Source organism: Saltatorellus ferox, assembly GCA_007751475.1.
Taxonomy (GTDB): domain Bacteria; phylum Planctomycetota; class UBA1135; order UBA1135.
This window is the reverse complement of the sequence record CP036434.1, coordinates 4371924-4397083: the sequence shown is the minus strand read 5'-3', so window position 1 is coordinate 4397083 and position 25160 is coordinate 4371924. Positions and strand designations below refer to the sequence as shown.

General features: G+C 66.8%; 15 protein-coding genes. 5 read left to right on the top strand and 10 right to left on the bottom strand.

From position 1 onward, the window contains the following. Positions 1-97: 97 nt before the first annotated feature. The 4 genes from Poly30_RS15680 to Poly30_RS15665 all read right to left on the bottom strand — a co-directional run bounded on the left by Poly30_RS15680 (position 98) and on the right by Poly30_RS15665 (position 8004). Entirely contained in the window at positions 98-3295 is a 3198-nt protein-coding gene (locus tag Poly30_RS15680) for an ATP-binding protein (protein WP_419190238.1), read from the bottom strand. 733 nt (positions 3296-4028) lie between these two features. After that, positions 4029-5051 (bottom strand): FAD binding domain-containing protein, encoded by a 1023-nt coding sequence (locus Poly30_RS15675; protein WP_145198980.1) that lies wholly within the window; start codon positions 5049-5051, stop codon positions 4029-4031. Beyond that, complete coding sequence (locus Poly30_RS15670) at positions 5051-7429, bottom strand: xanthine dehydrogenase family protein molybdopterin-binding subunit (RefSeq protein WP_145198977.1); 2379 nt, start codon at positions 7427-7429, stop codon at positions 5051-5053. The genes Poly30_RS15675 and Poly30_RS15670 overlap by 1 nt, the downstream gene beginning before the upstream one ends. Next, the gene (locus Poly30_RS15665; protein WP_145198974.1) at positions 7429-8004 is read right to left on the bottom strand and encodes a (2Fe-2S)-binding protein; all 576 of its coding nucleotides are present in this window, start codon (positions 8002-8004) and stop codon (positions 7429-7431) included. Before Poly30_RS15665 ends, Poly30_RS15670 begins: the two co-directional genes overlap by 1 nt. Positions 8005-8282: 278 nt before the next feature. On the opposite strand from Poly30_RS15665, the gene Poly30_RS15660 reads away from it, so the two are divergent. Next, the gene (locus Poly30_RS15660) at positions 8283-10181 is read left to right on the top strand and encodes a sialidase family protein (protein ID WP_419190237.1); all 1899 of its coding nucleotides are present in this window, start codon (positions 8283-8285) and stop codon (positions 10179-10181) included. A gap of 61 nt (positions 10182-10242) precedes the next feature. Here Poly30_RS15660 and Poly30_RS15655 read toward each other — a convergent pair whose 3' ends face one another. From Poly30_RS15655 to recQ, 4 genes are all read right to left on the bottom strand, one after another. Further along, on the bottom strand, positions 10243-12042 hold the full coding sequence (locus tag Poly30_RS15655; protein WP_145198969.1) for a glycoside hydrolase family 15 protein: 1800 nt from the start codon (positions 12040-12042) through the stop codon (positions 10243-10245). Beyond that, entirely contained in the window at positions 12039-14288 is a 2250-nt protein-coding gene (locus tag Poly30_RS15650; protein WP_145198966.1) for a bifunctional alpha,alpha-trehalose-phosphate synthase (UDP-forming)/trehalose-phosphatase, read from the bottom strand. The genes Poly30_RS15655 and Poly30_RS15650 overlap by 4 nt, the downstream gene beginning before the upstream one ends. Before the next feature lie 109 nt (positions 14289-14397). Then, positions 14398-15360, bottom strand: coding sequence for a hypothetical protein (locus Poly30_RS15645; RefSeq protein ID WP_145198963.1), 963 nt, complete (start codon positions 15358-15360; stop codon positions 14398-14400). A gap of 168 nt (positions 15361-15528) precedes the next feature. Then, positions 15529-17691: a DNA helicase RecQ gene (gene recQ, locus Poly30_RS15640; RefSeq protein ID WP_419190236.1), complete on the bottom strand. Its 2163-nt coding sequence runs from the start codon at positions 17689-17691 to the stop codon at positions 15529-15531. 195 nt (positions 17692-17886) lie between these two features. Between recQ and Poly30_RS15635 the strand changes: the two genes are divergently transcribed. Further along, positions 17887-18261: a DUF2237 family protein gene (locus Poly30_RS15635; protein WP_145198960.1), complete on the top strand. Its 375-nt coding sequence runs from the start codon at positions 17887-17889 to the stop codon at positions 18259-18261. A 91-nt stretch (positions 18262-18352) separates the two neighbouring features. Here Poly30_RS15635 and Poly30_RS15630 read toward each other — a convergent pair whose 3' ends face one another. Together Poly30_RS15630 and Poly30_RS15625 are read right to left on the bottom strand one after the other, a co-directional pair. Continuing rightward, a complete protein-coding gene (locus tag Poly30_RS15630) occupies positions 18353-19198 on the bottom strand; it encodes an alpha/beta hydrolase (protein ID WP_145198957.1) in 846 nt (281 codons plus the stop codon). 276 nt (positions 19199-19474) lie between these two features. Continuing rightward, positions 19475-21901 (bottom strand): DEAD/DEAH box helicase, encoded by a 2427-nt coding sequence (locus tag Poly30_RS15625; protein WP_145198954.1) that lies wholly within the window; start codon positions 21899-21901, stop codon positions 19475-19477. A 183-nt stretch (positions 21902-22084) separates the two neighbouring features. Between Poly30_RS15625 and Poly30_RS15620 the strand changes: the two genes are divergently transcribed. The 3 genes from Poly30_RS15620 to Poly30_RS15610 all read left to right on the top strand — a co-directional run bounded on the left by Poly30_RS15620 (position 22085) and on the right by Poly30_RS15610 (position 25023). After that, on the top strand, positions 22085-22393 hold the full coding sequence (locus tag Poly30_RS15620) for a hypothetical protein (protein WP_145198951.1): 309 nt from the start codon (positions 22085-22087) through the stop codon (positions 22391-22393). A gap of 150 nt (positions 22394-22543) precedes the next feature. Next, positions 22544-23464: a cell division protein FtsQ/DivIB gene (locus Poly30_RS15615; protein ID WP_145198948.1), complete on the top strand. Its 921-nt coding sequence runs from the start codon at positions 22544-22546 to the stop codon at positions 23462-23464. Positions 23465-24075: 611 nt separating this feature from the next. Beyond that, positions 24076-25023: a hypothetical protein gene (locus Poly30_RS15610; RefSeq protein WP_145198946.1), complete on the top strand. Its 948-nt coding sequence runs from the start codon at positions 24076-24078 to the stop codon at positions 25021-25023. Positions 25024-25160 lie beyond the last annotated feature (137 nt).

Sequence of the window (25160 nt, the reverse complement as noted above, 5' to 3'; positions counted from 1 at the left end):
TCTCTCGCAGCGCACACGACCCCGATCGTGACGCATCGAGGCTACGGGTCGATCGGGGAGCGATCGGCGGTCCGTTCGCCCAACTCGCGACCGTAGGTCAGCCCTCCCGCAGTGCCAACGCCCGACGAAGGGCATCTGCATTCCGCGGTACCCGGGCACGGACGCACGTTCCTCCACCGGGGTTAGAGTGCAGGGATAGCTCCCCGCCCGCTAGACGAGCGCGTTCGCGCATGCTCTTGAGTCCGATCCCGCTCAGACTTCTTGACTCGTCTGCGTCAAAGCCGCTGCCATCGTCGCTGATGGACAGCTCCAGCCAGTCGTCAACCGCTTCGAGATTCACATCGATCACGTTGGCTCCCGAGTGGCGTGCCGCATTGCGAATCGCCTCTTGGCCAATTCGAAAAAGGCCGAGGGCCGTCTCCCGAGGCCCTGTATCGACGTCGTTGCTCACAGTCATGGTGACCCGGGCGCTGTTCGTGTTGTTTCGACGGGAGCATTCCGAGCGGAGCGCCGCCACGAGCCCAAGGTCGTCGACGATGGTCGGATGAAGCTGACGGGAGAGGGTGTGGAGGTGAGTGGCAACGCTATCGATCTCACTCTGGAACGAGCCGACGGAAAGACTGAACTCATGGTCCTCTGCGTCATTTCTGCGATCGAGCAAATGCGCTTCGATCGAGAGAGCCGCCAATCGCTGAGACAGGTCGTCGTGGAGTTCACGCGCGATTCGGCTGCGCTCTGACTCCTCCGCTCGAGCGAGGCTCTCTCGGAGTTCTGTCAGAGTCCTGGCGTCCCGATCGCGCCTGGAAAGGTCGCTGATCATCGCGATGATGGACGTCACCTCGCCAGACTCCGAGCGTGTCGAGGCGAACTGCCACCTGCAGCGCTTCGTCTGGAAGTCGCCTACCTTGGTCATGGCGACAACGGAGAGGTCTTCACTCGAAACAAAGGCCCGGTGCATGGTATCCCTCCCCAATTCCGGGTCCTCGAAGAGTTCTGCGGGGCGGACGTCAAGGACATCGGATGGCCCCCACGCAAAGAGCTGATCCGCGCGCTCGTTCCTGTCGAGCAAGGTGCCCGACGGAGTCCATGAGATGATCGCCGAGGGCGCAGTATGGAAGAGGCGACGAAAGCGACTTTCGCTAGAAGCGAGGCGCGCTTCCGCGGCCTTGCGCTGCTCCATCTCGACGGTGAGTGCGTGGTTTCGACTTCTGAGCTTGCGGGTTCGACGGCTGAACACGCGGTGTATCGCGAACAATCCGAGGCCCGCGAGCATCCAGCGGGTCCAGAGGCGTTCATGCCAATAGGGTGAGACCTCGAGAGTCATCGACCGCACCGGCAGCGACCAGTGGCTCGCGGGGGTTCGGGCTCTTACCTCCAGCGTATAGGTACGGCTCGGAAGGCTGGCAAAGCGCACCTCCCTCGCCGCGCCGGCCTCTTGCCATGGCTCGTGGAACTCCACCATCCGGTACTGGAACGAGGAGCGTTCCGACGTCGGGTAGATAGGAGCGGTGAACTCATACCTCAGGTTCACGCGGCCATGGTAGCGACCCTTCTCGTCGACCGGCACGCCGTCGACGTGAGGGCCCCGAATCAGCACCCGCGGTGCGGCACTTGGCGGCGGAACCGCTGAGCGCCTGAAGATAGCGAGGCCCTCCAGAGTCGGCAGAGCCATTGCGTCGCTTCCGAGCGCTGCCCCCAGCACTCCATTGCACTCTGGCGTGCGGAAGGACTGCGCCTCAATAGTGGCGACTTGACCGGCTGCTTGGGCATCGAGGCTGGCGATCGAAACGCGGATGACGCCGCTATTGGAGTTCACCCAGAGGTCCCCGCTCTCGTCGAGAGGGGCGATCCACGCGAGGAACGGGTCAGGAAGACCTGCTGCACGAGACCATTGATCCAGGCGCCCCTTCGAATCCAGTCGGCACAGCCCCTGCCCGTAGGTGCTGATCCAGATCTCCCCGCCCGGGCCAGGCCGGAGCTGACGGATTCCGGTGTGCCCTACGTCGACGAGGAGGTCCCAATGCCCCGAGGACTGGTCAAGCCTCATCAGCTGTCCTCGACTTGCGATGATCAGTGAGCCACGGACGGCGCACATCGCCTGAACGCCCCAGGGGGGAAGGGCGAAGCTCTTCGAGTCTCCACTGGATCCGTCCGGGGGCACGACTTGCTGGAGGTGCCCCTCGATCTCGAGCCAGATCGAGCCATCCTGCGTCGCGGCGATCGAGTGGGCTTGGCCACGCCAGCGTCGATCCGGGACGACCCTTAGTCCTTCTAGCTTCGCCAGCCCACCCCGCGTCACGAGCCACGTCCCTGCTGGTGTGGAAGCTGCGCCCAGGGAGTGAAAGTCATCAGGATCGAGGACCTCCACGGGGATCCGCTCTGCACGTTCGTCCAGGATGAAGGCGAACCCGAAATCTCCGCCACTCACGAGGGCACGGTGTCCGGGCAACGGATGAATGTGGAATACGGGGGAGCGGGGGAACTCCTCGGTGAGGGGCAATAGTTCCACGTAGCGGCTCTCCAGGTATTTCAGGCCGTCGAGCTCTGTCCCGATCCAGAGGTCATGGCCCGGACCTGACAGAAGGCAGCTGACCGACCGACGAAGTCCCTTCATCTCCTCGGCAGACTTGGAAAGACGGATCTGAAATCCCGTGCTCCCATCGTGCTTCCGCGTCAGCACGTAGATCCCTTGGCTCGTGGCGAGAAGTCGGCGGGACTCACCGTGCTCGCATTCGCCTCGAATCCTGGCCTCGGCGAGCGCCATGGGCTCCACGGTGGGGCCGTTGAGAGGAACTAAATCGCCCGAATGCGTTTGGGACCACACGAACCCATCGAAGTCAGTCATTACCCAGTGGGAGGGTCGCTCGTCGACTCGCTCGAAGACGGCGTCGTCAAGGCGATAGACCCCCTGGTCGGAGGCGGCCCAGATCGTCCCATTCGGATCCTCCACGATGCGATGAACGAGGGACGCGCTCAGGCCGTGCGACTCGTCAAAGACCAGGAGCGAGTCGTCCCGGATGCGTCCCAGTCGATCTCCCACTAGCCACGTCGCGCCATCCGCGGAACGATGGAACTGCCTGACTGAGTGAAGGACCTTGGCATCGCAGACAGGATGAAATTGTCCCTCCTCATAGATGCAAGCTGCCCCCAGATAGGGCCCGATCCAGATTCGGCCAGCGGAGTCGCAATCGAGCGCCAGAATTCTGTCGCCTTCCAATCCTGGATAATCGGCCGCGAGGAAGGTCTCGAAGCGGGCGCCGTCGAAACGCGCCAGCCCGCCAGTCGTCCCGACCATGAGAAATCCCCTGGCGTCATAGCAAAGCGCAGCGATCGTCGTGGTTGGACATCCATCGCTGATCGACAGAGTCGTTCGCGTTGGGCCAGGTCTGGACAATTCCTGTGCACCTGCAGATCCTGCGATCAGGAACAGAAGAAGGAGCGCGGAAAAACGCCCTCGCCAGTGGCACGCTCGGACTCTACCGCAGGTGCCGTCGACGCTGCTCAATTCCTTCCTCATGGCGTGCAACGGTAGACTTCTCTTCTGGCTGGTCGGGTCGACCCTTGGCTCGACCGTAGTGAGATGGCTGCTTGGTCGACGCAGTGCACATAGGTGGGTTGCACCTGGACGCTCGACGATCGGGCGCCTGGCCGCACTCAGTGATAGAGAAGGATCGCCCTTCGCAAGTCTGGCAAAACGCCATTTCTTGAGCGTTCGCAAAGTCTTTTTGCAAACTCGTTCACCAGCGGCGTCCAGTTTGGCGGGACCGATCCCACCCCAGATCCGGCAAGTTCTCGCTGGAGAACCAACGCTTGGAGAGGAAGGCAGGGCTTTGGGTCAAAGACAGCGCGGCCCGGACGCCACATGAGTCAAGGCCAGTTCGCGGCCGCGGCTATTGATGGACGTTGGCGTCGGTGGCCTGGAAGTCTCTAGCCGACACAACTGCACCTGGTCCGTTTGTACCGGAACAAACGGACCAGGTGCAGTTGTACCGGAACAAACGGACCAGGTGCGGCTGTATCGGCTTGGGTTAGACGTGGTGGACCGGGCCCTTGCCTTCTGCGGCGGCTTGGAGGGTTCGGCGGACGTAGACGGGCACCATCTGGCGGCGGTAGAGGGACTCGCCCGGGATGTTGTCCATGGGCTTGGCCTGGGTGTCCGCGAGGTCCGCGGCTTCCTTCGCGGCCTCGGCGAAGGACTCCGTTCCGACCTTCTTGCCGCGCAGGGTTTCCGCGACCTTCTTGATTCGCAGTGGACGGGCCACCAGGGCCACGCACACCACGTCCGCGTCCTCGACCACGCCTTCGCTGTCCAGGTCCAGGCGCACCGCGCAGCCGAACAGGGGGTAGTCGATCGAGCCACGGTCGCGCAGCTTTCCGTAGGCGCCGCGGTGCCCCTTCGACTGGGCGGGGATGTGGAGGCTCGTCAGGATCTCGCCGCGGCCCGGCTCCTTGTTCCAGATGCCGTCCGCCTTCCACATTTCGTCGATCTTGACGTCACGGGAACCCTCGTCGTTCGCGAACGTCGCGCTCGCGTTCAGCGTCATCAGGGTCGGCGCCGTGTCGTTCGAGGCGGCAGCGACGCACTTGCGCCCGCCCGCCACCACGTGACAGACCGTGCCGTCCTTCTTCAGACAGTAGCCCAGGGACTTCCGCCAGAAGTGCGTCTGGTTGTACCACTGACAGCGCGTATCCAGCATCACGTTGCCGCCCGCCGTGCCCATCGTGCGAAGCTGAGGCCCTGCGACCAGGGAAGCAGCCTGCGCGAGGGCAGGCGCGCGCTCTTGCACGAGCGCGCTCTGGGCCATCTCCGCCAGGGTCGTCGTGGCGCCGATGCGCAGCCCGCCATCGGCGAGCGCCTCGATGCCCCGCATCTCCGCGATGCGACCCAGTGAGACCACGACCTTCGGTTCGAAGAGGCCGTGCTTCATGTTCGGGTAGAGGTCCGTGCCGCCCGCGACGATCATCGCGTCCTCGCCGTGCTCGGACATGAGCGCGACGGCGCCCGCGACGTCGGTCGGCTCCTCGAGCCGGAACTTCGGTAGACGTAGCATCAGTGGGTCTCCTTCTTGGCCATGGCCTTCGCCGCCGCGCCGCCCGCGGCGGCACCTTCGCTCATCCGCTTCTCGGCCAAGGCAGCCAGCACCTTCGCCGGCGTGAACGGCAGCTCGCGCAGGCGGATGCCCACGGCGTCATGGATCGCGTTGGCGAGCGCGGGGATCGCCGAGTGCAGCGGGCCTTCCCCGGCTTCCTTCGCCCCGTACGGCCCCTCGGGGTCCACGCTCTCCACGATGTAGGTCTCGATGTCTGGCGTATCGATGGCGGTCGGCATCCGATAGTCGAGCAGCGAGGGACCCGAGTGGAGCCCGAAGCGGTTGACCTTGTGGTCTTCCATCAGGGCCTCCGCGATGCCCATGTAGACGGAGCCCTCGATCTGGCCCGCCACGAGGCGCGGGTTGAGCGCGCGCCCGCAGTCGTGGGCGCACCACACCTTCGGCACCGTGATGCGGCCGGTCTCCTCGTCCACGTGCGCCTCGACGATGTGCGCCGTGAACGAGTACGCGGGACTCGCGCCGATCGTTCCGCCGCGGTAGTCGCCGCCGAGGGTGGGGGTGTTGTAGGCGCCGGTGCTGCCGAGCGTATCGAATTTCGCCTCGGCGAGCTGGATGGCCTCACGCGTGGAGAGGACCTTCTCGGTATCCTCAAGGTCGATCGCACGGCCCATGATCAAGCGCACGCGTTTCTCCTCGACCTCCCAGTGCTCCGCCACCGCGGCCACGAGCTTCGCGCGCAGCTTGCGCGCCGCGTCGACCGCCGCGTTGCCCACCATGAAGGTCACGCGGCTGGAGTAGGCGCCGAGGTCCACGGGGCAAAGATCTGAGTCGGCGGCCAGTACGCGCACGTCCGTCGGGTCCATGCCGAGCTCCTCCGCCACGATGTAGCGCACCACCGAGTTCGAGCCCTGACCGATGTCGTTCGCGCCGCTGAACACCGTCACGAGCCCCGAGCGATCCGCCTTGAGCTGGATGCCCGCCTGGGGCATCTCGTTCGGATAGATCGGGTAGTTCGTGCCCGAGATGTACATGGAGCCGGCGACGCCGAGCCCCTGGCCCGTCGGCAGCTGGCGGTGTCGCTCGCGCCACGCGGAGCCGCGCTCGACCTTGTCGAGGCACTCCATGTAGCCGCTCGACGTGATGCGCTGGCCGTTCACGGTCTGAGTGTGCTCACCGTGGAAGTTCTTGCGCCGGATCTCGATCGGATCGATCCCGAGCTGCTCCGCGACCTCGTCGAGCTGGCACTCGAAGGCAAAGCGCGGCTGGACCGAGCCGTGCCCGCGCTTGGGCCCGCAGGGCGGCTTGTTCGTGAAGACGCGCGTCGAGTTGAAGCGGTAGGACGGGAAGTCGTAGGGGCCCGTGAGGAGCTGGCCCGAGTAGTACGTCGTGACGAGCCCGAAGGAGCTGTAGGACCCTCCATCGATCAGGATCTTCGCGTCGACGCCGGTGATCTTGCCGTCCTTCGTGGCGCTCGTGCGATAGGCGAGCTGCATCGGGTGACGCCCGCGGTGCGCGTAGAACACCTCCTCGCGCGTCCAGAGCATCTTCACCGGGCGTCCGGTGATCTCTGCGAGCTTGGCCACGCAGAACTCCAGGCTGAAGGGGTCCGACTTGCCGCCGAAGGCTCCGCCGATGCAGGGCTGGATCACGCGGATCTTCTGGGGCTCCCACTCCAGAACCCGCGCGAGCGCGCGGTGGACGTAGTGGGAGATCTGGGTCGCGGACCACAGCGTCAGCACGCCCTCCGGCGAGACCTTCGCGACGGCGCAGTGGGGCTCGATCGCTCCGTGGGTCGAACCATGGAACTGATACTCGCCTTTCACCACGAGGTCCGCGGTCTCGGCGGCGCCATCGACATCGCCGAACTCCAGCTCGACGTGCTTCGAGACGTTGTTGTTCTTCCGCGACTCATGGATCGTCGGCTCGGAGCGTTCCAGCGCCTCGCGCGGATCGAAGTAGGCGTGCAGCACCTCGTACTCGACGTCGATGAGTTCCAGCGCCGCGTTCGCGGTGTCCTCGTCGATCGCTGCCACGGCGGCGACCTCGTCGCCGATGAAGCGCACGCGGTCCGTGGCGAGCGCCGTCTCGTCGGGCGTCCACGGGATCACGCCGTACTTGATCGGCAGATCCGCCCCCGTGATCACCGCGTGTACGCCCTTCAGCGCCAGCGCGCGCGACGTGTCGATCGACACGATCTTGGCGTGCGCGTGGGGGCTCCGCAGCGTCTTCGCGTGCAGCATGCCGGGAAGCTGGATGTCGTCGGCGTAGACGGCCTCGCCGGTCGCCTTCGCCATGCCGTCGATCTTGCGGTGGCTCTTGCCAACGACCTGGAACTCTTTCCAGGGGGCCTCGGGGCCATGGATATCACGGGCAGCCATTACTTCGCCTCCTTCGCCGGGGTCCGTGCTTCGAGTTCGCCCTCGCGAACGTGCTCGCGATCTTCCACCCACGCCGGGCGCGGCGCCTCCGCGCCGACGCGCTCGGCGATGGCCGTCTCGACGGCTTCCAGAATTTGCGTGTAGCCGGTGCAGCGGCACAGGTTGCCCGACAGCGCCTTCTGGATCTCCTCGCGGCTCGGGCTCGCGTTCGCGGCCACGAGCGCCCGCGCCGAGAGCATCATCCCAGGCTGGCAAAAGCCGCACTGCAGCGCGCCGCAGCGGTCGAACGCGTCCTGGATCGGATCCGCGCCGACGCCGCCGCTCTGGAGGTGCATGGGGCGCAGTCCCTCGACGGTCGTGATCTCCTTACCGACCGCCTGGGCCGCCAGCGTCAGGCACGACAGCACCGGCTGGCCGTCCACGAGCACCGTGCAGGCACCGCAGTCGCCCTTGTCGCAGCCCTGCTTCGACCCGGTCAACCCGAGCTTGTAGCGAAGGACCTCCAGGAGGGTCCAGTGGTCAGGGGCGGCCGTCTCCAGCCGATCCCCGTTGACGTCGAGTTCGATTCCACGCATGGGCCCATTGTCCCGATCCAGGGGCCGCTGGCACGCCAAAAACGCCCGGAGACGCGGGCGTTCGGGTCGGGTGAGCCGCCTGGGTCGTTGATGCCGCCTTGATGCCACCCCTGCGCCGTGCTGATCAGAACCCAAGACAGAGCCCAACGCCCCTTGACCGGACCCTGACGCGGTTCTGGGACAACCTCGCCCCTCGAACGGGAAGAAGCAACTGCACCCCGCAGCGCGCGCCCCGCACCGAGCCAAGCCCCTCGATCCTTCTCTCTCCCCACCAGAACATGCGACACGCTCTATCCAGCACGCTCTTCACCGCCGTCCTCGCCGTGCTCCTCCCGGCGCCCGCCGCCGAGGCGCAAACGATCCGCGATGCCAGCCGACTCAACGTCGGCGGCTTCAACCCGAACGGGGACAACCAGCAGGACGGCACCTCGATCGCCGTCCGCGGCTCCGACGTCTACGCCGTGTGGGCCGAGCAGCTCGGCACCACCAACTTCACCCAGGACATCTACTTCGCCCGCTCCACCGACGACGGCGCCACCTTTAGCGCTCCGATCCGCGTCGACCTCGGCGAGGCCGCCAACGCGAACGACTCCGACTTCCCGAAGATCGCCGCCGCCGACAACGGCAACCTCGTCGTCGTCTGGGAGGAGCGTCGCGACGCCTTCGCGCTTCAGTCCAACAACCAGGATCTCTTCTACAACGTCTCGACCGATGGCGGCCTGACCTGGCGTCCGACGTCCCTCCCGCTCAACACGAGCACCTCGGGGTCCGACGTCAACAGTGACATCGACCGGAGCTGGCTGACCGTTTCCGGCAACACCTTCCACTGCACCTGGGAAGAGGATTCGATCGCGGGCGCAGGTGGCAACGAAGAGGTCTTCTACACCCGCTCGACCGACGCTGGCCTGACGTGGTCGACGCCCATCATCGTGAGCCCCGCGACCGGCACCGACGACGTCGACGAGCCCAAGGTCGCCGCCGACGGCAGCCTCGTCATCGTCACCTGGGTCGACGTCAACAACAACCTCGCCGTCGCCCGCTCCACGGACGGTGGCGCCACCTTCAGCGCCCCATTCATCGCCGAGTCCGACGTGACCGGCGACGTGGATGAGCCCCAGCTCGAGGTCAAGGGCAGCACCGTCTTGATCACCTACAACGAGAATGATGCCTCCACACCCGGAGGCGAAGGCGTCCACGTCGTGGTCTCCAACGACGGCGGCGCCACCTTCCGCCCCGAGGTCACTCTCTCGGTTCAGGCGGTGGCCGTCGCCGGGTCGGATTGCGACGTTCCGCAGTGCTTCATCGAAAGCGCCAGCAACATGTACGTCGTGTACGACGAGGACAGCCAAGCGGTCGCCGCGGGCCTCCCCGGCGGATCCGGCGCCAACAATCTCTACATCGCCTACACGAAGGACGGCGGTGCGACCTGGACCAAGGACGTACCCATCAGCTTCGACACCAACGCCAACCGCCCCGAGATCGTCGTGGCGAACGGCTTCGTCGTCGTCGCGGCGGAACTCGGCGCCGACGGCTCCAACACCATCGCCTTCTTCGTGTCCCAGGACGGTGGTGCGACGTTCGCGCCCTACCTGGAGGTTCCGAGCAGCGGACCCGATACGGACTTCGTCAACCGCAACGAGTGCACGTTCATGGCCGTCTCCAACGTCACGAACACCGTGTCGCTGGTGTACCTCGACCGCACGACGGGCGCGAACGAGGTCTACACCGCAGGCCTTCTCCTCCCGAACGGCGTGGGCACGCAGTACTGCACGGCGGCCGTGAACTCGACGGGTAGCGCCGCATCGCTGATGGGGGAGGGCTCCCTTGACGTCACGGACAACGCCTTCGCGCTCAACGCCAGCGCACTACCGCCCCTGTCGTTCGGCTTCTTCATCACCAGCCAGTCCCAGGGATTCGTGATGAACCCGGGCGGCAGCTCGGGCAACCTCTGCGTCGCGGGGTCGATCGGTCGCTACGTCGGCAGCGGGCAGATCAAGAACTCGGGAGCGGCGGGCGCCTTCTCGCTCGACCTCGATCTCACCCAGACGCCGCAGCCGACGGGCTTCGTCAGCATCACCTCGGGTCAAACCTGGAACTTCCAGGCCTGGTACCGCGACTCCGTCGGCGGCCAGGCGACGTCGAACTTCACGAACGGCCTTTCGATCGACTTCATCTGATGTTCGAGCGTCGGTGAAGCGAGGGCGCGCGCCGAGGGATCGGCGCGCGCCCTTTCTCTCGTCATGACCAGGCGTGGTAGCGGCCGCTCCGGGCCCGCAGCTGCGTCCCGATCGTCATGGCCGCGTGGATCAGGCCCACGTGGGTGTAGGCCTGGGGGAAGTTGCCGAGCAGCTCGCCGCTGTCTGGATCGATGTCCTCGCTGAAGAGCCCGACCGGATTCGCGTGGGAGAGCACCCGTTCGAAGAACTCGATGGACTCCTCCAGCTCGCCCGCGAGCGCGAGGGCCTCGGCCCACCAGAACGAGCAGATCGTGAACGTGCTCGTCGGCTCGCCGAAGTCATCCGCGTGGACGTAACGCATGACCCCGGTGGGGCGCACCAGCCGCTCGCGGTAGGCTGTCAGCGTCGCGAGGAAGCGCGGGTCGTCGCCGCGCAGGAGCCCGATCGACGGCAGCAAGAGATTCGCCGCGTCCGCTTCCTCGTTCTCGAAGGTCTGCGTGAACATGCCCTTCTCCTCGCTGTAGCCGCGCTCGAGCACCTCTTCGCGCATCTCGTTGGCGGCGTCCAGCCACTCGCGCGCCTGGTCCTCGAGGCCGAAGTGCAGCGCGATCGCCGCGCCGTGGTGGGCGGCTGCCCAGCACATGGCCCGGCTGAAGGTGTGTAGCTGCGGCGCGCCGCGGTACTCCCAGATCCCGAGGTCGGGCACGTGAAACGCGGCGCGCGCTTCGCGCACCATACGCTCGACGAGTGGCATCCAGAGCTCGGGCTTTCCGGGGTCGACGCGCGCGTCCGTCAGCATCGTCCGGAGACACAGGACGACCTCGCCCATGAGGTCCGTCTGGAGCTGCTCCGCTGCCGCGTTGCCGATCCGCACGGGCTTCGTCCCCCGGAACCCCGCGAGGTGGTCGAGGGACATCTCCGTCAGCTCACGCTCGGCCCCGATCCCGTAGAGCGGCTGTAGCTCGCCCGTGTCGGCGACGTCGAGCACGAACTGCAGGAAGTCGCGCCCCTCCTGGAAGTGGCCGATGCGGCGCAGCGCTTCGACCGTGAACACCGCGTCGCGCAGCCAGCAGAATCGGTAGTCCCAGGTACGCGGCTCTCCGACGATCTCGGGGATCGAGGTGGTCGAGGCCGCGATGATCGCGCCCGTCTCGCTGTACTGGTGAAGCTTGAGGCAGAGCGCGGATCGCAGCACGGCCTCGTCGCTGAAGCCTGGCAGCGAGCACGACTGGGTCCAGCGCCGCCAGGTGGCGATCGTCAGGTCGAGGTCACGCTCGATCTCGTCCATGTGCATGTAGTGCTCCGACGATCCGCAGTCCAGGACGAAGTACCGGCCGCGATCGAGGCGGAACGCTCGGCCGCTCGCCAGGTACGGGCCGGGTACGTTCGAGTGCAGCGTGATGTTCATCCCACCATGCGCCTTGAGCTCCAGGCCGCGCTCGGACGTGCGCGGCTCCGACTCCATGCGCGCGTAGTCCGGCCGCAGGTCGAGGTCCATGGAGAGACGCGGGGCACCCCGGATCGGACGCAGGTAGCGCACGATCCGTGGGGGGTGTCGATGACCGAGGCCCTCCTGAATGTACGGCATGAAGTCGAACTGCTCCCAGGCGTCGTCGCCGACCTCGAAGCGGGTGACGAGCACGTTGGTGTTGCGGACATAGCGCTGCTCGCCGTGCAAAGCGTGCTTCTCGTCGCCCTTCTGGTAGAGGAAGCGCCACGTGCCGCCTTTCTGCTCATCGAGGAGCCTGGCGAAGAGCGACGGGGAATCGAAGCGCGGAGCGCAGAGCCAGTCGATACCCGTATCCGGGTTGACGAGGGCGAGGAGCGTCCCGTTGCCGATGACGCCGTGGTCGAGTTTCATGATGCGTGGGAGGTGCCCGCGGGAGCGGTCGCGTGCCAGAGGCCGAGGAGAGTGCGGAAGTTTTCGGGCGCCTCGACCCGGAAGCGAGCAGACGAGGCGCGGGATCCCACCAGCACGGAGAGCGCCTCCGGGAACGCGCGGAACATGGACTCGTCCGTGACATCGTCGCCCGCGATGACGACGAGGTCCGGCGCCTTCGCGCGACGCCCGAGGACCGTCGCGAGGCCGTTGGCCTTCGAGATCCCGGACGGCCGGATCTCCAGGACCTTGTTGCCCCGCATGATCTCGAGGTTCTCGTCGGCCATGATCTCACCGAGGTGCTGGTAGAGCTCGTGGGCCTGCCAGGCAGCGGACTCGGGTTCGGCGCCTCGGTAGTGCCAGGCGAGGCCTTCGGGCTTCTCCTCGACGTGGCTTCCGTGAACGCGGCCGGTGACGCTCTCCAGCATCGGCCGGATCCGGTCCTTCCACGAGGGATCCAGGGTCACGACGAGCTGTTCCGGCTCCCGCGCGCCCGGAGCGCGGGCGACGCGGCCGTGCTCGCCGATGAAGCCGACGCCCGTGCCACCGAGGTGCTCGGTCAGGAAGTCGAGCGTTCGTCCGGACACGATCCAGACCTCATTGCCCGGCGTCGCGACGAGGGCCTCGAGCCGTTCGATGAGCTCGGGAGCGGGCGTTGCCGTCAGTGGATCGACCTGGAGCTCGCGCAGGGTCCCGTCGTAGTCGAGCGCGAGGAAGCGATCGCTGGCCGCGCCCCAGCGCCGGAGGCAGTCTTCCTGGATCTCGTCCTCGATCAGCTCGGGCGCGGACGAACGCTGGCTGTTCTCGATCGCATCGAGCATCGAACGCGTCCAGTGGTGGATGTCGTCGCGGTGGACCCGCTCGCGCATGGGCGCCATGCGCGCCGCCTGCTCCTCCGGCGACATTTCCAGCGCGCGCACGTACGCGCTTTTCATCGCATCCAGGTCGTAGGGATTCACGTGCAGGGCTTCGGTGAGCTCCCACGCGGCTCCCGTGAACTCGCTGAGCAGCAGCACGCCGTCGTCCTGGTGGCGAGCGGCGACGAACTCCTTGGCGACGAGGTTCAGGCCGTCCCGCAGGGGCGTCACGACGCACACGTCGGCCACGCGGTAGAGCGCGGTCAGCCTGCCGGGGTCGACGCCGTGGAACTGGTAGTGCAGTGGCTGGACCCCGACGCGACCGAAGCGGCTGTTGATCTCGCCCGCGAGCTGCTCCGCCTTCTCCTTGAGGTCGCGGTAGGCGTCCACCTCGATGCGGCTCGGCACGGCGATCTGGAAGAACACCACCTTCTCGGCGAGTTCGGGTCGCTCCTCCAGGAGGTCGCGGAACGCCGTGAGGCGCTCCAGGATGCCCTTCGTGTAGTCGAGTCGCTCGACGCCGAGCAGCACCTTGCGGCCCGCCGCAGCGGCCTTGAGTTCCGCGAGTGGTTCCGCGATCTCCGGCGTATCGTCGGGGCGCTCCCAGGGCGTCGGATCGATCCCGAGCGGCTGCGCGACGAGGGAGACCTGGCGAGCCTGGTACTCGACGGTGTGCGACGTCGTCTCGACGCCGAGCACACGGCGGGCGGCCGATCGAAAGCAGCGCAGGTACTCCAGCGTGTGGAAACCGATCACGTCGGCGCCCAGAAGTCCCTTGAGCGTTTCGGCCCGCGAGGGGAGCGCCCGGAAGATCCCCGTGTGGGGGAAGGGCACGTGCAGGAAGAAGCCGATCCGCAGGTCCGGCCGCTTCTCGCGGATCATCGCGGGGACCAGGCAGAGCTGGAAGTCCTGGACGAACACCGTGTCCCCGCGCTGGGCCTCCTCGCAGACCGCGTCCGCGAAGCGCTGGTTCACCCGGCGATAGGTGTTCCAGTCCTCTCGATCGAACTCGACGCGCTCGACGAAGCCGTGCAAGAGCGGCCAGATGCAGCGATTGCTCGCCCGCAGGTAGTAGCGTTCATGCTCCTCTTCGGACAGTCCGAGTCCGTGGAAGCCGAGGCCTTTCAGGAGCGCCTGAGCGTCCGCCGGGATCGCCTCGTCCTCGGTCATGACGCCGGGCCATCCGATCCACACGCCGCCGCTCTCCTGATGCGGCCCCGAGAGCCCGGTCGCCAGTCCGCCGAGCGTTCGCTCGGCGGTCCAGCCGCCGCTCTCCGTTCGTTTCAGCTTGACCGGCAGCCGGTTGCTCACGAGGAGCAGGCGCGGTCGGGCCGTCGAAGGACCGAGGCTTGGAATCGCTGGGGGCACCATGCCCCCCAACCTGAGGACTCGGCTCTCCGGATGGAACCCTTGCCACCCACTTTATGTTCGCGCCGCATGTTCGCGCTGGGCGCGCAGCTCCTGCGCGAACCCGGCCGTTCTACTTGCCGCGCATCAAGGATCGTTGCAGGTCTTGGAGCGCGGTCTTGCCCATATGGCTCAAGAGTGCCTCCTCTTCCACGCGGACCTTGGACGAGGCCTGCGACACATCGCGCTGGCCCAGCTCGGGAACGATCGTATGGAGGATCTCCTCACCGAGGAAGGACATCACGGCCATCGCTTCGGCCTCCATCGGGCCGTCGTCGGATCCGGCGCCACTGATCTTCAGGAGGTCGATCGTGTGCTGCTGGTCGTGTTTGTGGGCCTTCGAAACCGAGCCGAGCACGGTTCGTAGCGACACGGCCTTTCCGTCGATGATCGCCCGACCGGTCGCCTCTTCGGCAACCAGGCTGGCGATGCCGTCCACCATCCACTCGGACAGGTACGGCTGATGATCGTTCAGGTGTGCGCGGGCGACCGACTCGGCGAGCCGGGCGTTGACGGCGCGCACGTCCCGAAGAGTGCCCGTCTCCTCGAATACCTCGAGGCGATGGCCAAGGCCGAGGAGCGAGGCGCCCTTCTTGGCGTCCTCCACGTCCTCCGTCGTGCTGGCCCGCAGGAGGACGAGGGGCGCCGCATCCGAGGTCGCACCCAGCTCCTCCAGCTGCTCCATGACTCGCTCGACGACGCGCTCGCTGCTGGCGAAGGACTCGAAGCGCTCGGCGTCCGAGATCACGATCACTCGCTGGCTCGCGTCGAGGTCCACTCGGTACCCGCGGCGCTCGGCGAAGCGGCGCCAGGCCTCCAGCGTTCGGCGACTCGTACCCTTCAGTCCGCGGACTTCGTCGTCCTGGGAGATCGCTTGACCGTCCCAGCGAACCACGGGGGCGTTTCCGCCTCCCGCATTCCGTGCTGCGCTGGAAGCCTCGATCGCCTGGCCGACGATGCGATCACCGACCCGCGGTGCTTCCTGTGCTGCTGCCGTCGCGGCGGTCACGAGACCGGCGACGCAAATTGCCCTCAAATCCATCTTGTATCCTTCTGGTGCTGGGGAGCCCGCGCCCGCGATGTGCGAGCGCCCCTCGGGCCCATGACCAGTCGGATCGGTAGGTAGCGGCAGCGTTCTGGAGGGAGAGCGTCACGTGCATGCGCCCTTCTCCAGCATTGGGACCAAATCCCTGCTTTCGTGCCCCTAGTCGGGATCCGGATACGCCGCCATGTGCTCGGCGATCACCTTCATGAAGCGCGGGCCCAGATCGGCCGCCTTCTTGTCGCCGACGCCCTTTATGCCCAGGAATTCGGCGTGGGTCTTCGGCTTGTGCGCGGCCATGTGGGCGAGCGAGCGGTCGTTGAAGAGGATGTAGGGCGGCACGTCCCGCTCCTGCGCCATTTCGCGACGCAGCTTCCGCAGCGATTCGAAGAGGCGCTCGTCCACGTCAATCGACTCCTCGCTCGCGACGGCGGCCACCGAGCCTCCGCGGCGTCGCGACGAGGGCGCCTTCTTCGGGGTGAGCGGCAAGAGCAGCGTGACCTCCGACTCCGCCTTCATGACGGCGACGCCGGATTGCGTGAGATGCAAGGTGGGGTAGTTGCCCGAAGCCACGCCCACGTGTCCCTGGGCGACGAGCTGATCGATCCATGCGCGGATCTCGGAGGTCGGGAAGCCCTTCATCAGCCCGTAGGTCGAGAGCTTCTCGTGGCCCTTCGCCCGGATGCGCGCGGTATCGGCGCCGCGGAGGACCTCGGTGATGTGGGCCGCGCCGTAGCGCTGATCGCAGCGCACGATGCACGACAGGATCATCTGCGCGACGCGCTGGCTGTCTTTCACGACCTTGAGTTCACCGAGGCAGACGTCGCAAGCGCCGCAGCCCCTGCGCTCTTGGTCCTCGTGCTGGGGCTCGGCGTAGCGCCCGCCGAAATACTCGACGAGGTACTTGTGACGGCAGATGCCGCCGTTCGCGAAGTTCCAGAGCTCGGAGAGGCGCGTGAGTGACCCGCCGAGTTCCTCCATCGCGCCCTCGACGCCCTCGAGTTCGGCCTCCTGGGCGCTGCGCTCCATGATACCCTTCCAGCCCTGGAAGTCGGAGCCGCTGTAGAGCAGGAGGCACTCGGAAGGCAGCCCGTCCCGGCCCGCGCGGCCTGTTTCCTGGCTGTACTGCTCGACGCCCTTCGGCAGGCTCGCGTGGATCACGAAGCGAACGTCGGGACGGTCGATGCCCATGCCGAACGCGACCGTCGCGACGACGACGTCGATGCCCTCGTTCAGGAACGCCTCCTGGACGCTGCTGCGCTCGTGGCTGCCGAGGCCCGCGTGGTACGGCATGGCACGCACGCCCTTGCGCGCGAGGTCGCGCGCCAGGCTCTCGGTGTCCTTGCGCCGGATGCAGTAAATGATGCCGGCCTGGTTCGGATAGCGGCCGATCAGGGCCATCGCCTGGTCGACGAGGTCGAGGCGCGGGAGCACGCGGTACGTGAGGTTTGGCCGGTCGAAGCCGCCGACGACGCGCACGGGGTCGTTCAGGCGCAGCTCGGCCTCGATGTCCTCGCGAACGCGCGGCGTCGCGGTCGCGGTGAGCGCGATCACGGGGATGTCGGGGCGCTGGTCGCGAAGCGCGCCGATCTGGCGATAGTCGGGGCGGAAGTCGTGGCCCCAGTGGCTGATGCAGTGGGCCTCATCGACGGCGATGGCGGTGAGCCCGGCGCGGCCGATGCGATCGATGAACGACTCCGACGAGAGGCGCTCGGGCGAGCAGAAGAGGATGTCGAGCTCGCGGCGCTCCAGGGCGGCGTTCACGGCCGAGCGCTCGTCGCTCTCCAGCGCGCTGGAGATCATGGCCGCCCGCACGCCGTTGGCGAGCAGGCCGTCGAGCTGGTCCTTCATGAGCGCGATCAGCGGGCTGACGACGAGCGTCAGTCCGGGGCGCACGAGCGCAGGCGCCTGGTAGCAAAGGCTCTTGCCGCCGCCGGTAGGCATCAGCACGAGGACGTCGCGGCCGGCGAGGGTCGCGCGCATCGCCTCTTCCTGACTCTCCCGCAGGGTGCGGAAGCCCCACGTCGATTCCACCGCGTCCATGAGGTCGTCCATGGCGGCGTCGATGTCCTCCATGGGCCCGGGGGTCGGCAGCGGCTCCGCGGGGCCTTCGTCGGCCCACAGGGAGCCCGAACTACCGTGCTCTTCCGCGACGAACCATCCGTTCTCGTAGGAGTGGGGGGCTCCGCTCGGCCGCGACTCCGAATCCGGAGCCTCGTCCCAGAGACCTGCGAGTTCGCCCGCGCTGGGCTCCTGAGTCGCCTCCAGGTCCTCCTCGTGCTCCATCCCGGCGTCCACGCCGGGTGATCGACTGTCACGGTTCATGCTGTCCCCTCCTCGTAGATCGATGACCTCCCGGGCTTCCCGACCCAGGAGGAGGACCGATCCCAACGCATTTCGGTCGCGGTTCAAGCTTATTCCGGCGTCGCTTTGCTTGGGCCCTGGAGGAGCGCCCCTTAGGATCCCGATCCGTCACGCCATCGCGCCCTTCCCGAACGATTCTCTCTCCTTCTCGTCCCCATGATTCAGCGCCAGGAATTCAACGTGCTCGGCGAGCCCATCGCCAGCTGCTGCACCGATCCGATGACAGGCTTCTTCCGCGACGGTTCCTGCCGGACGGGTGAGGACGATCACGGCAGGCACACCGTCTGCGCGCGGATGACGCAGGAGTTCCTGGAGTTCAGCCGCGCGCGCGGGAACGATCTGATCACGCCGCGGCCGGAGTACAGCTTTCCGGGGCTGAAGGCCGGCGACTGCTGGTGCCTTTGCGTATTGCGCTGGAAGGAGGCGCTGGACGCCGGCTTTGCGCCGCCCGTGCGGCTGGAGTCCTGCCACCAGAGCGCGCTCGATCACGTGACGCTGGCGGACCTCCAGGCGCACACGCTGGCTGGATAGGGCCGCTCGAGAGGTCCAGCACTCGAAACGGCAAAGAGCCGCGATCTCCATCGGGGAGATCGCGGCTCTTCGCGTGGGTGGGCGTCGGAGCCTACTTCTTCGGCATCACCTTCTCGCGAAGCCAGGCGGCGGCCTGAGTATCGAGCTTGGAGTCGGCGAGAGGGTCGCCGCCTTCCACCTTGAGCTTCGAGATGTCGACGAACTCGAGACCTTCGTTGTCCTTGTGGGCCTGCTCCTGCAGGCGCTCGGCGGCGTCACGCTTGGACTTGGACGTCATGATCAGCGTCGGCAGACCACCGAGTTCAGCGATGCCGGTGGCTACGTTGTAGCCGAAGGCCACGGGCTCGGGATCCACGAGGATGACGGAGCGAACGTTCTCGTCGTCGGAGGCGCGACGGACCGCGAGGGCCGCGCCTGCACCGATGCCGAAGATCGAAAGGTTGGAAGAATGGATGCCGTCCTGCGCGAGCAGGTAGTCAGCCGATGCGTCGACGTCGCGCATGCTGAGGCTCCAGAGGTTCTGCTTGGCCTTCTCGTCCGCCTTGTCGAAGTCGCACTCTGCCGTCACGCTATCTCCGTGACCCCGAAGGTCGACGGACAGCACCGCGAAGCCCTTCTTCTGAAGGTACGTGGCCAGCGGCTCGAACGCGGCGCGCGTGTTGGTCGCATCGTGGATCAGTAGCGCGGCGGGAGCGGGAGCGGTGCTCTTCTTCGAAACCTTCGGCGCGAAGTAGCTGGCCGAGAGGAGCTGGCCATCCTTCGTGGAGATGGTCACCGCCGTGGCGTTGTCCGGAACCGTGTCACCGGCGATCGCCGGGGCTGCGACGGCATCCGAAACGGCTGCTGCGGGAAGGAGCGGGGAAGTCGATGCGGACGGACCGGCGGACGCGGCGCCAGCTGCGAGGGCAGCTGCCGCGAGGGCAAGGTTCGAGAGCATGGGCGTCGTGTGACTTGGGTGGAATCGGGAGGGGGAAGGACGTCGCTCAAAAGAAGGACGCTCCAAGAAGGAGTGTCCTGTGGTCTCGGACGCCCGCCAGGCGGCGGATTCGGGGCGGAACGGTATCAGCTGGACCGCTGGGTCCAGCAATAGAATTCCTGCGGGGCTCGGCTACGGGATCCGTTCGAAATTATCGGAGTCCTTTTCGACGGGGCGGCGCGGACGGGCCTCCTGGCTCGAAAATCGTGGCGTTCCGGGCGAAGGGGCTCGTCACACTTAGCCCAGTTCGAGCTGCTTTCTCGCGTCGATTTCGTCCCTGTTGATGGATTCGATGGCGTCGTCGAGGTGCTCGGCGAGGTCCCAGTCCCGGTCGATCGAGCGTTTGACGTTCCTCATGAGCTGAATCGCCATTCGGAAGACGCGGCAAACGTCGCCGGGGTTGATGGCGAGTTCTTCCTCGAGTTCCTCCATGGACATGCCGCCGCACCAGGCGAGGGTCGCCGGGGTGAGGCCCCAGTCCGGGAGCTTCATCGGCGGGTCGATCCCAAAACGGGCCTCGGCCTGCAGCAGATCGCCCATGACGTTGTCGATGCTCCGGCGCGTGCCGCCGAACATCGAGGCGGGCACCCAGGGGCGCTGGGCCGCCCGTCGCTCCTCGTGGATCATCGCGACGAACACCATGGCGATGGCGCGGGGCGGCAGCGTTTCCATGGCGCCGTTGAAGAGCAACTCGGTGACCTGGAGTTCGTATCCGCCGAGCCGGCGGGCGATCTCGCCCTTGGCGGTGACCTTGTCGCCGTCCAGGTACCCGAGTTCGTCCAGGAGGTCGAGGTGGCGGCTGATGAGCCGCATCTGGTCGCGGCGCTGGCGCTCGCGCGCCTTCTTGTTCTTCTCGCGGTTCTGGTACGAGTGGAAGGACTTCTCCCAGGCCTCGCTGACGTTGTCGCGTCCGATGCGCGCAACGAGGTGCAGGAGCGTCGAGTAGTTCATTCGGAAGCGGCTCGTGACCGGCTCCGGCTTGCCCTTGATCCAGCGCTCGATCGGCGCGTCCTTCACGTCACCGCCCGCGAGGAGCTGGAACACGAAGCCCTTGTCGTCGATGCCCTGGCGGCCGGCGCGGCCCGCCATCTGCATGTAGTCGCGGGTGCGCAGCCAGTCGAACGAAATACCGTCGTACTTGCGCAGCCCGGCGAAGACGACCGCGCGCGCGGGCATGTTGATGCCGAGCGCGAAGGTCTCCGTCGTGAAGAGCATCTTCAGGAGGCCGCGCGTGAACATGCGCTCGACGACCTCCTTGTAGATCGGCAGCATGCCCGCGTGGTGGTAGGCGACGCCCGCGCGGGCGAGCTTGAAGACCTCGCCCTTGAGGTGTCCGCGGTCCAGCTGGAAGAGCTCGATGAGCTCCTCCTGGAGCGCGTCCATCTTGATCTCCTCGTCCGGACTGAGCAGGCGGCGATTCGCATTCTTCAGCGCGAGGCGCTCGCAGTCCTTTCGGGAGAACGAGAACACGAGAGCGGGGAGCATCTTGCGCTCGATGATCTCGTCGAAGAGCGCGGTGGGATCCGGCGGCATCGGTCGGCCGCCGCCCCGTCCGCCGCGGCGACCGCGGCGGCTGCCCCTACGCGATGAGCGGCGTCCGCCGTTCTTCGCCTCTTCTTTCGCAGCGATCTCCGCTTCGCGCTTGCGAACACGGTCGGCTTTCGACGCGTCGACGGTCCCCGCATTCTCGGTGTGGAGCCAGTGGGAGAGCGGAACGGGCCGCTTCGTATCCACGATCACGTCGAGGTCCTGGGGGCGGATCTCGCGGATCCAGCCGCCGAGTTCTTCGACGTTCTCGACGGTCGCGGAGAGCGCAATGACCCGCGTCTTCGGCGGCAGGAAGATGAGGCTCTCCTCCCAGACGGTGCCGCGCTCGCGATCGTCGAGGTAGTGGACCTCGTCGAAGATCACGTAGTCGACGTCTTGCAGAAGTCTGGGGCTCTCGAAGATCGCGTTGCGCAGGATCTCCGTCGTCATGATCAGGACGCGGCCGCCCGGATTGATCGTGACGTCGCCGGTCATGAGGCCGACGTCGATGGAGGGATCGTTCTGGAAGTCGCGGTACTTCTGGTTCGACAGCGCCTTGATGGGGGCGGTGTAAATGCAGCGGTTGCCGGAGCGGACGGCGTCTTCGATGGCGTACTCGGCGACGAGGGTCTTTCCGGCGCCGGTCGGGGCGGAGACGAAGACGTTGCGTCCCTGGCGGATGGCGTCGACGGCGTTGAGCTGGAACAGGGACAGCTTGAAGCCCTTCCAGCCGACGACGCGGCCGTCCTTGCCGAAGACCTCGGTGGGTGCGGGGAGCAAATTAGCGGCTTCGTCAGCGCGGTCTTCGCTCGAGGTGGCGCGCTTCGCGGGCGCGGCCGAGGTCAGCGCTTCCTGGGCGGAGCGGGCTGCGGGGCGCGACCCGGAGCCTACCTCCCGTCCCGATGTCGGCCAGACCACATCGACGACATCCGCTGGCACGTTCTCGGGCGCTCGCGGCTTCCGGTCGGACGACTTCTCGGTGGGGCGTGCCTCTGGTGCTCTCTTCCTCCCTTCGGTGGAGCCGGCGGGGCGCCCGGCGGAAGGCCGTGCGGGGACGTCATCGGGGAGGTGACCGAACGGAAGCGGCTGATCTCCGCCCGATGGGGCCGAAGGATCGTCGTGGGGGGAATCGTGCATAGAGACCGACAGCGTGCCCGTTTCGAGGCCTCGCCGCCAGCTTTCTACGTCAACGCCTCACGGCGGACCCAGGATCCTGGGGATCCATCCTTGTTCTTGGGCCTCCCGATGCGATACACCACGAACCCCGACGCGGGCGCCGCACGCCTCGCTCGGAACCCATGGCCTCGGGAGGGCATGAACATGAACCAACAGCACAAACACGGGACTCACCTGGAACGCCACCTCGCACAGCTCAAGCTCGTCTCGAGGCTTCTCGGCCACGAACTGCACTCGCAGGGGGGGTCCAAGGCGATCGCTCTTTCCAGGGATCAGGTCATCGAGATCCAGACTGCCCTGGACCTCTTCATCGAAGAGGCGGCCAAGCGCATGAACGGTCGCAGCGGTGGCGGTGGGGGCTACGGCCCGATCTCGCCGGGCCACTCGGACCCGACGGCGCTCGACATGCCCGGGCACACGATCGATACGCAGCTGGTCCCCGCTCGAAACTGACGTTTCGGGCCTCGATTTCTTAGAGTCACGCGCATGGAGGCCGTGTCCGGTTCTTTGCGCACTCGATCCGCTCAACCTGGTGTTCCGATCCATCGCAGGTGGACTTCGTTCGCCCCAAGCGCCCGCGCTTCTCGGAGAGGAGCCGTACCCGTGTGGGTCCCGCTCCTGATCCTGTTCGGCGGGCTCATCGTCGGATTGAATGCGCTCCAGCGCGACGCGCGTGAGCGCGGCGTGGCGAGGATCGATGTGACGCGCTACCGCCTGATGGCGCAGTCCCAGTGGCTTAGCGCCGCTTGGACGGACGAGCTCGAGCGAATCCTTGTGGAGGTACGTTCGCTCCCGGTCGACGATCCAGAGCAGCTGGCGGCTTTCGCGCAGGAGGTGGCCGATCTTCCGTTCGTGGCGGAGGTGGGTGCTTATACGGTCCAGTGGCCCGACGGGCTGATCCTTCCCATGCGTCTCCGGGAGCCGGTGGCATGTATTCGGACGGGAGGGCGCGACTTCTTGCCCGTGGCCGCGGATGGAACGGTGCTGGGCGGCTACACCTATGCGCCCCATGAAGCCTACGGCGGATGGTTGCCGACGCTCGGCCCCCACGGGGTCGTCGAGAAGGAGCAAGGGCTCCTGGAGCCTGGAGACAAGATCGAGGTGCCCGAGGTTCTGGCCGCGCTGGCGGTGGCGGACTCGATGTGGGCTTACATGGGCGTCGAGGATCTCCGGCGTCTCGGTCGGGTGGTCATCGATGCCTCGGCCCAGGACGCGCCGGTGCTCGATCGGGCGGCGACGGCGCTGAAGCCCGCGCGCCTCCCCGGGGGCGTGAAGATCGACCTGGAGGAGGGGAGGCGGATCTTCTTCGGAAGGCCGCCGATTCCGATCCACAGCGGCGAGCTACCCGTGGGCTACAAGTGGGCTCATATCAGGAACGCGCTGGAGGCCATGGAGGCAGCGGGCAGGCCCTGGGCTCTCCTGGACGTGCGATTCGATGAGCCGATCCAGCTGACTCGCGTTGAGGTCGAGGAGATCGTGGAGCGGAGCCAGAAGGGCTCGGAAGGCTCCACCTCCGAACGATGATTCCACCTGACGCTTCCGCGTTCGATCGCTCCGCGACCCGAACACGCCTGGTGACCCGAACGCTGCTGGGCGCCCTCTGGATCCTTTCGGTCACCCTCCTTCCGCCGATCCTTGGCCTCGAATGGTCCCAAGCCAGCGGCCCCTTTGGGCCGGCCCTCCTGGGAGCCCTCTGCGCCCTGGCCTGGCCGGCCCTTTCCGTACGCCCCGAACCCTTCGAGGACCCCGCACCGCTCCATCGACTGGCGTCCTTCCTCTTCCCCCTTGCGGCCCTGGCGCCCGCGCTGCTGCTCTCACCGCCAAGTTCTCCGCTACCCCTGGCATGCTTGCTACTCCTACCGCTGGCGGCCCTGATCCAGACGACTCAAGCGAGCCGCAACCCCGGCTACGCCCTCCTATTCCTGACCGTCACGCTGTCCTCCCCCTTCACCGCACTCACTTCTCCCAGAGTTAGTGACACAAACGGACCAGGTCCGTCCGTTCCGCATAAATCTCTCTCAGAAACCGACACAAACGGACCTGGTCCGTTTGTGTCGGTTTCAGGTCGGATGGCGCTCGGGCGGGCATGGGCCGTTGTTGTGTCGGCGGAGGGGGCGCGGGATGGGGGGGGCGCGTTGGACGGGTTCGCGCCGCTCTTGGTGTTCGGGGAGTCGCTCGCCGGCGAGAAGAGAGAGGTTCGGGCGTGGATGGTCGGGCCGGAGCGGATCGACGACTGGGACGTGTTCGCCAGGGGAGTACCGGCGCGGCCACTCGATCAGGCGGATGCGTTCGAGGCTCCCCGGTGGGCGATTCGGACCGGGCCTGCCCTGGAGAAGGGCGGTCATCGCTTGCCGCTGCCCGGTGTCCTGGTCGCGCTCATCGGACTGGTGGGCTGCGCGGCGATCCAGCGGGCCGCGACGGTCGGCGCGGGCTCGCGGATCTTCGGTCTTCTGCTCGTCGGCGCAGGGTCTTCGGCTGGCGTGCTCTGGCTGGCGAACGTCCCCTCAGAGGGCGTCCGGTTTCCGGGTGCCGATGTTCTGGAAGGTCGCCGACTCGCGGATGGCAGTACGGAATGGATCCGTGTCCAGCGGAGGTTTGGCGCTTTCGAATGGGTCGGAGAGGCGCTGGAAGAGGCCTTCTCGGGCGAGGTGGTCGTCGGTGGCGAGCAGGGGATCGCGCGCACCGAACGGGATCTTCGACCTGGCTTCGAGGCAGCACGGATCATCGCCGCCGAACCGGACGCGGCGATCGACTGGCGCAGGGCCCACGGGGCCGGGCTCCGGATCCTCCTCCCGGTCGTCAATACCTGGGGAGCTTTCGACGCCTGTTGGGAGCGGACCGGCGGCGGAGAGTGGCGCGAGATCGGACCCTGGGGGATCGGGCAGCCGCTTCCGGACCGAGTTGCGACCCCCCTTGCGCCCGGGGATGCGGGCACGGTATCGCAGGCAGAAATGCCCGGCTGGTGCGCGAGCGGCCTGCCCCAGGGCGTATCCGTCTTCGTCGGACGCCTTTCCCGGCAGGGCGACGGAACCCCGGAGGACCACCCCGTGACCTGGGTCAGGCTCCTGGGATTCCGGCCCTGAACGAAATCCTGAGCGCAATGAAGCAGATATTTCTCGTCTTCGTTGCCTTGGAGCCCCCGGGGCCATACTCTCTTCGGCCTTCCACGCCGGAAAAGCTCCGCGCGCGGCCGATGGCCTGTTGGCCAACCCCAACCGCT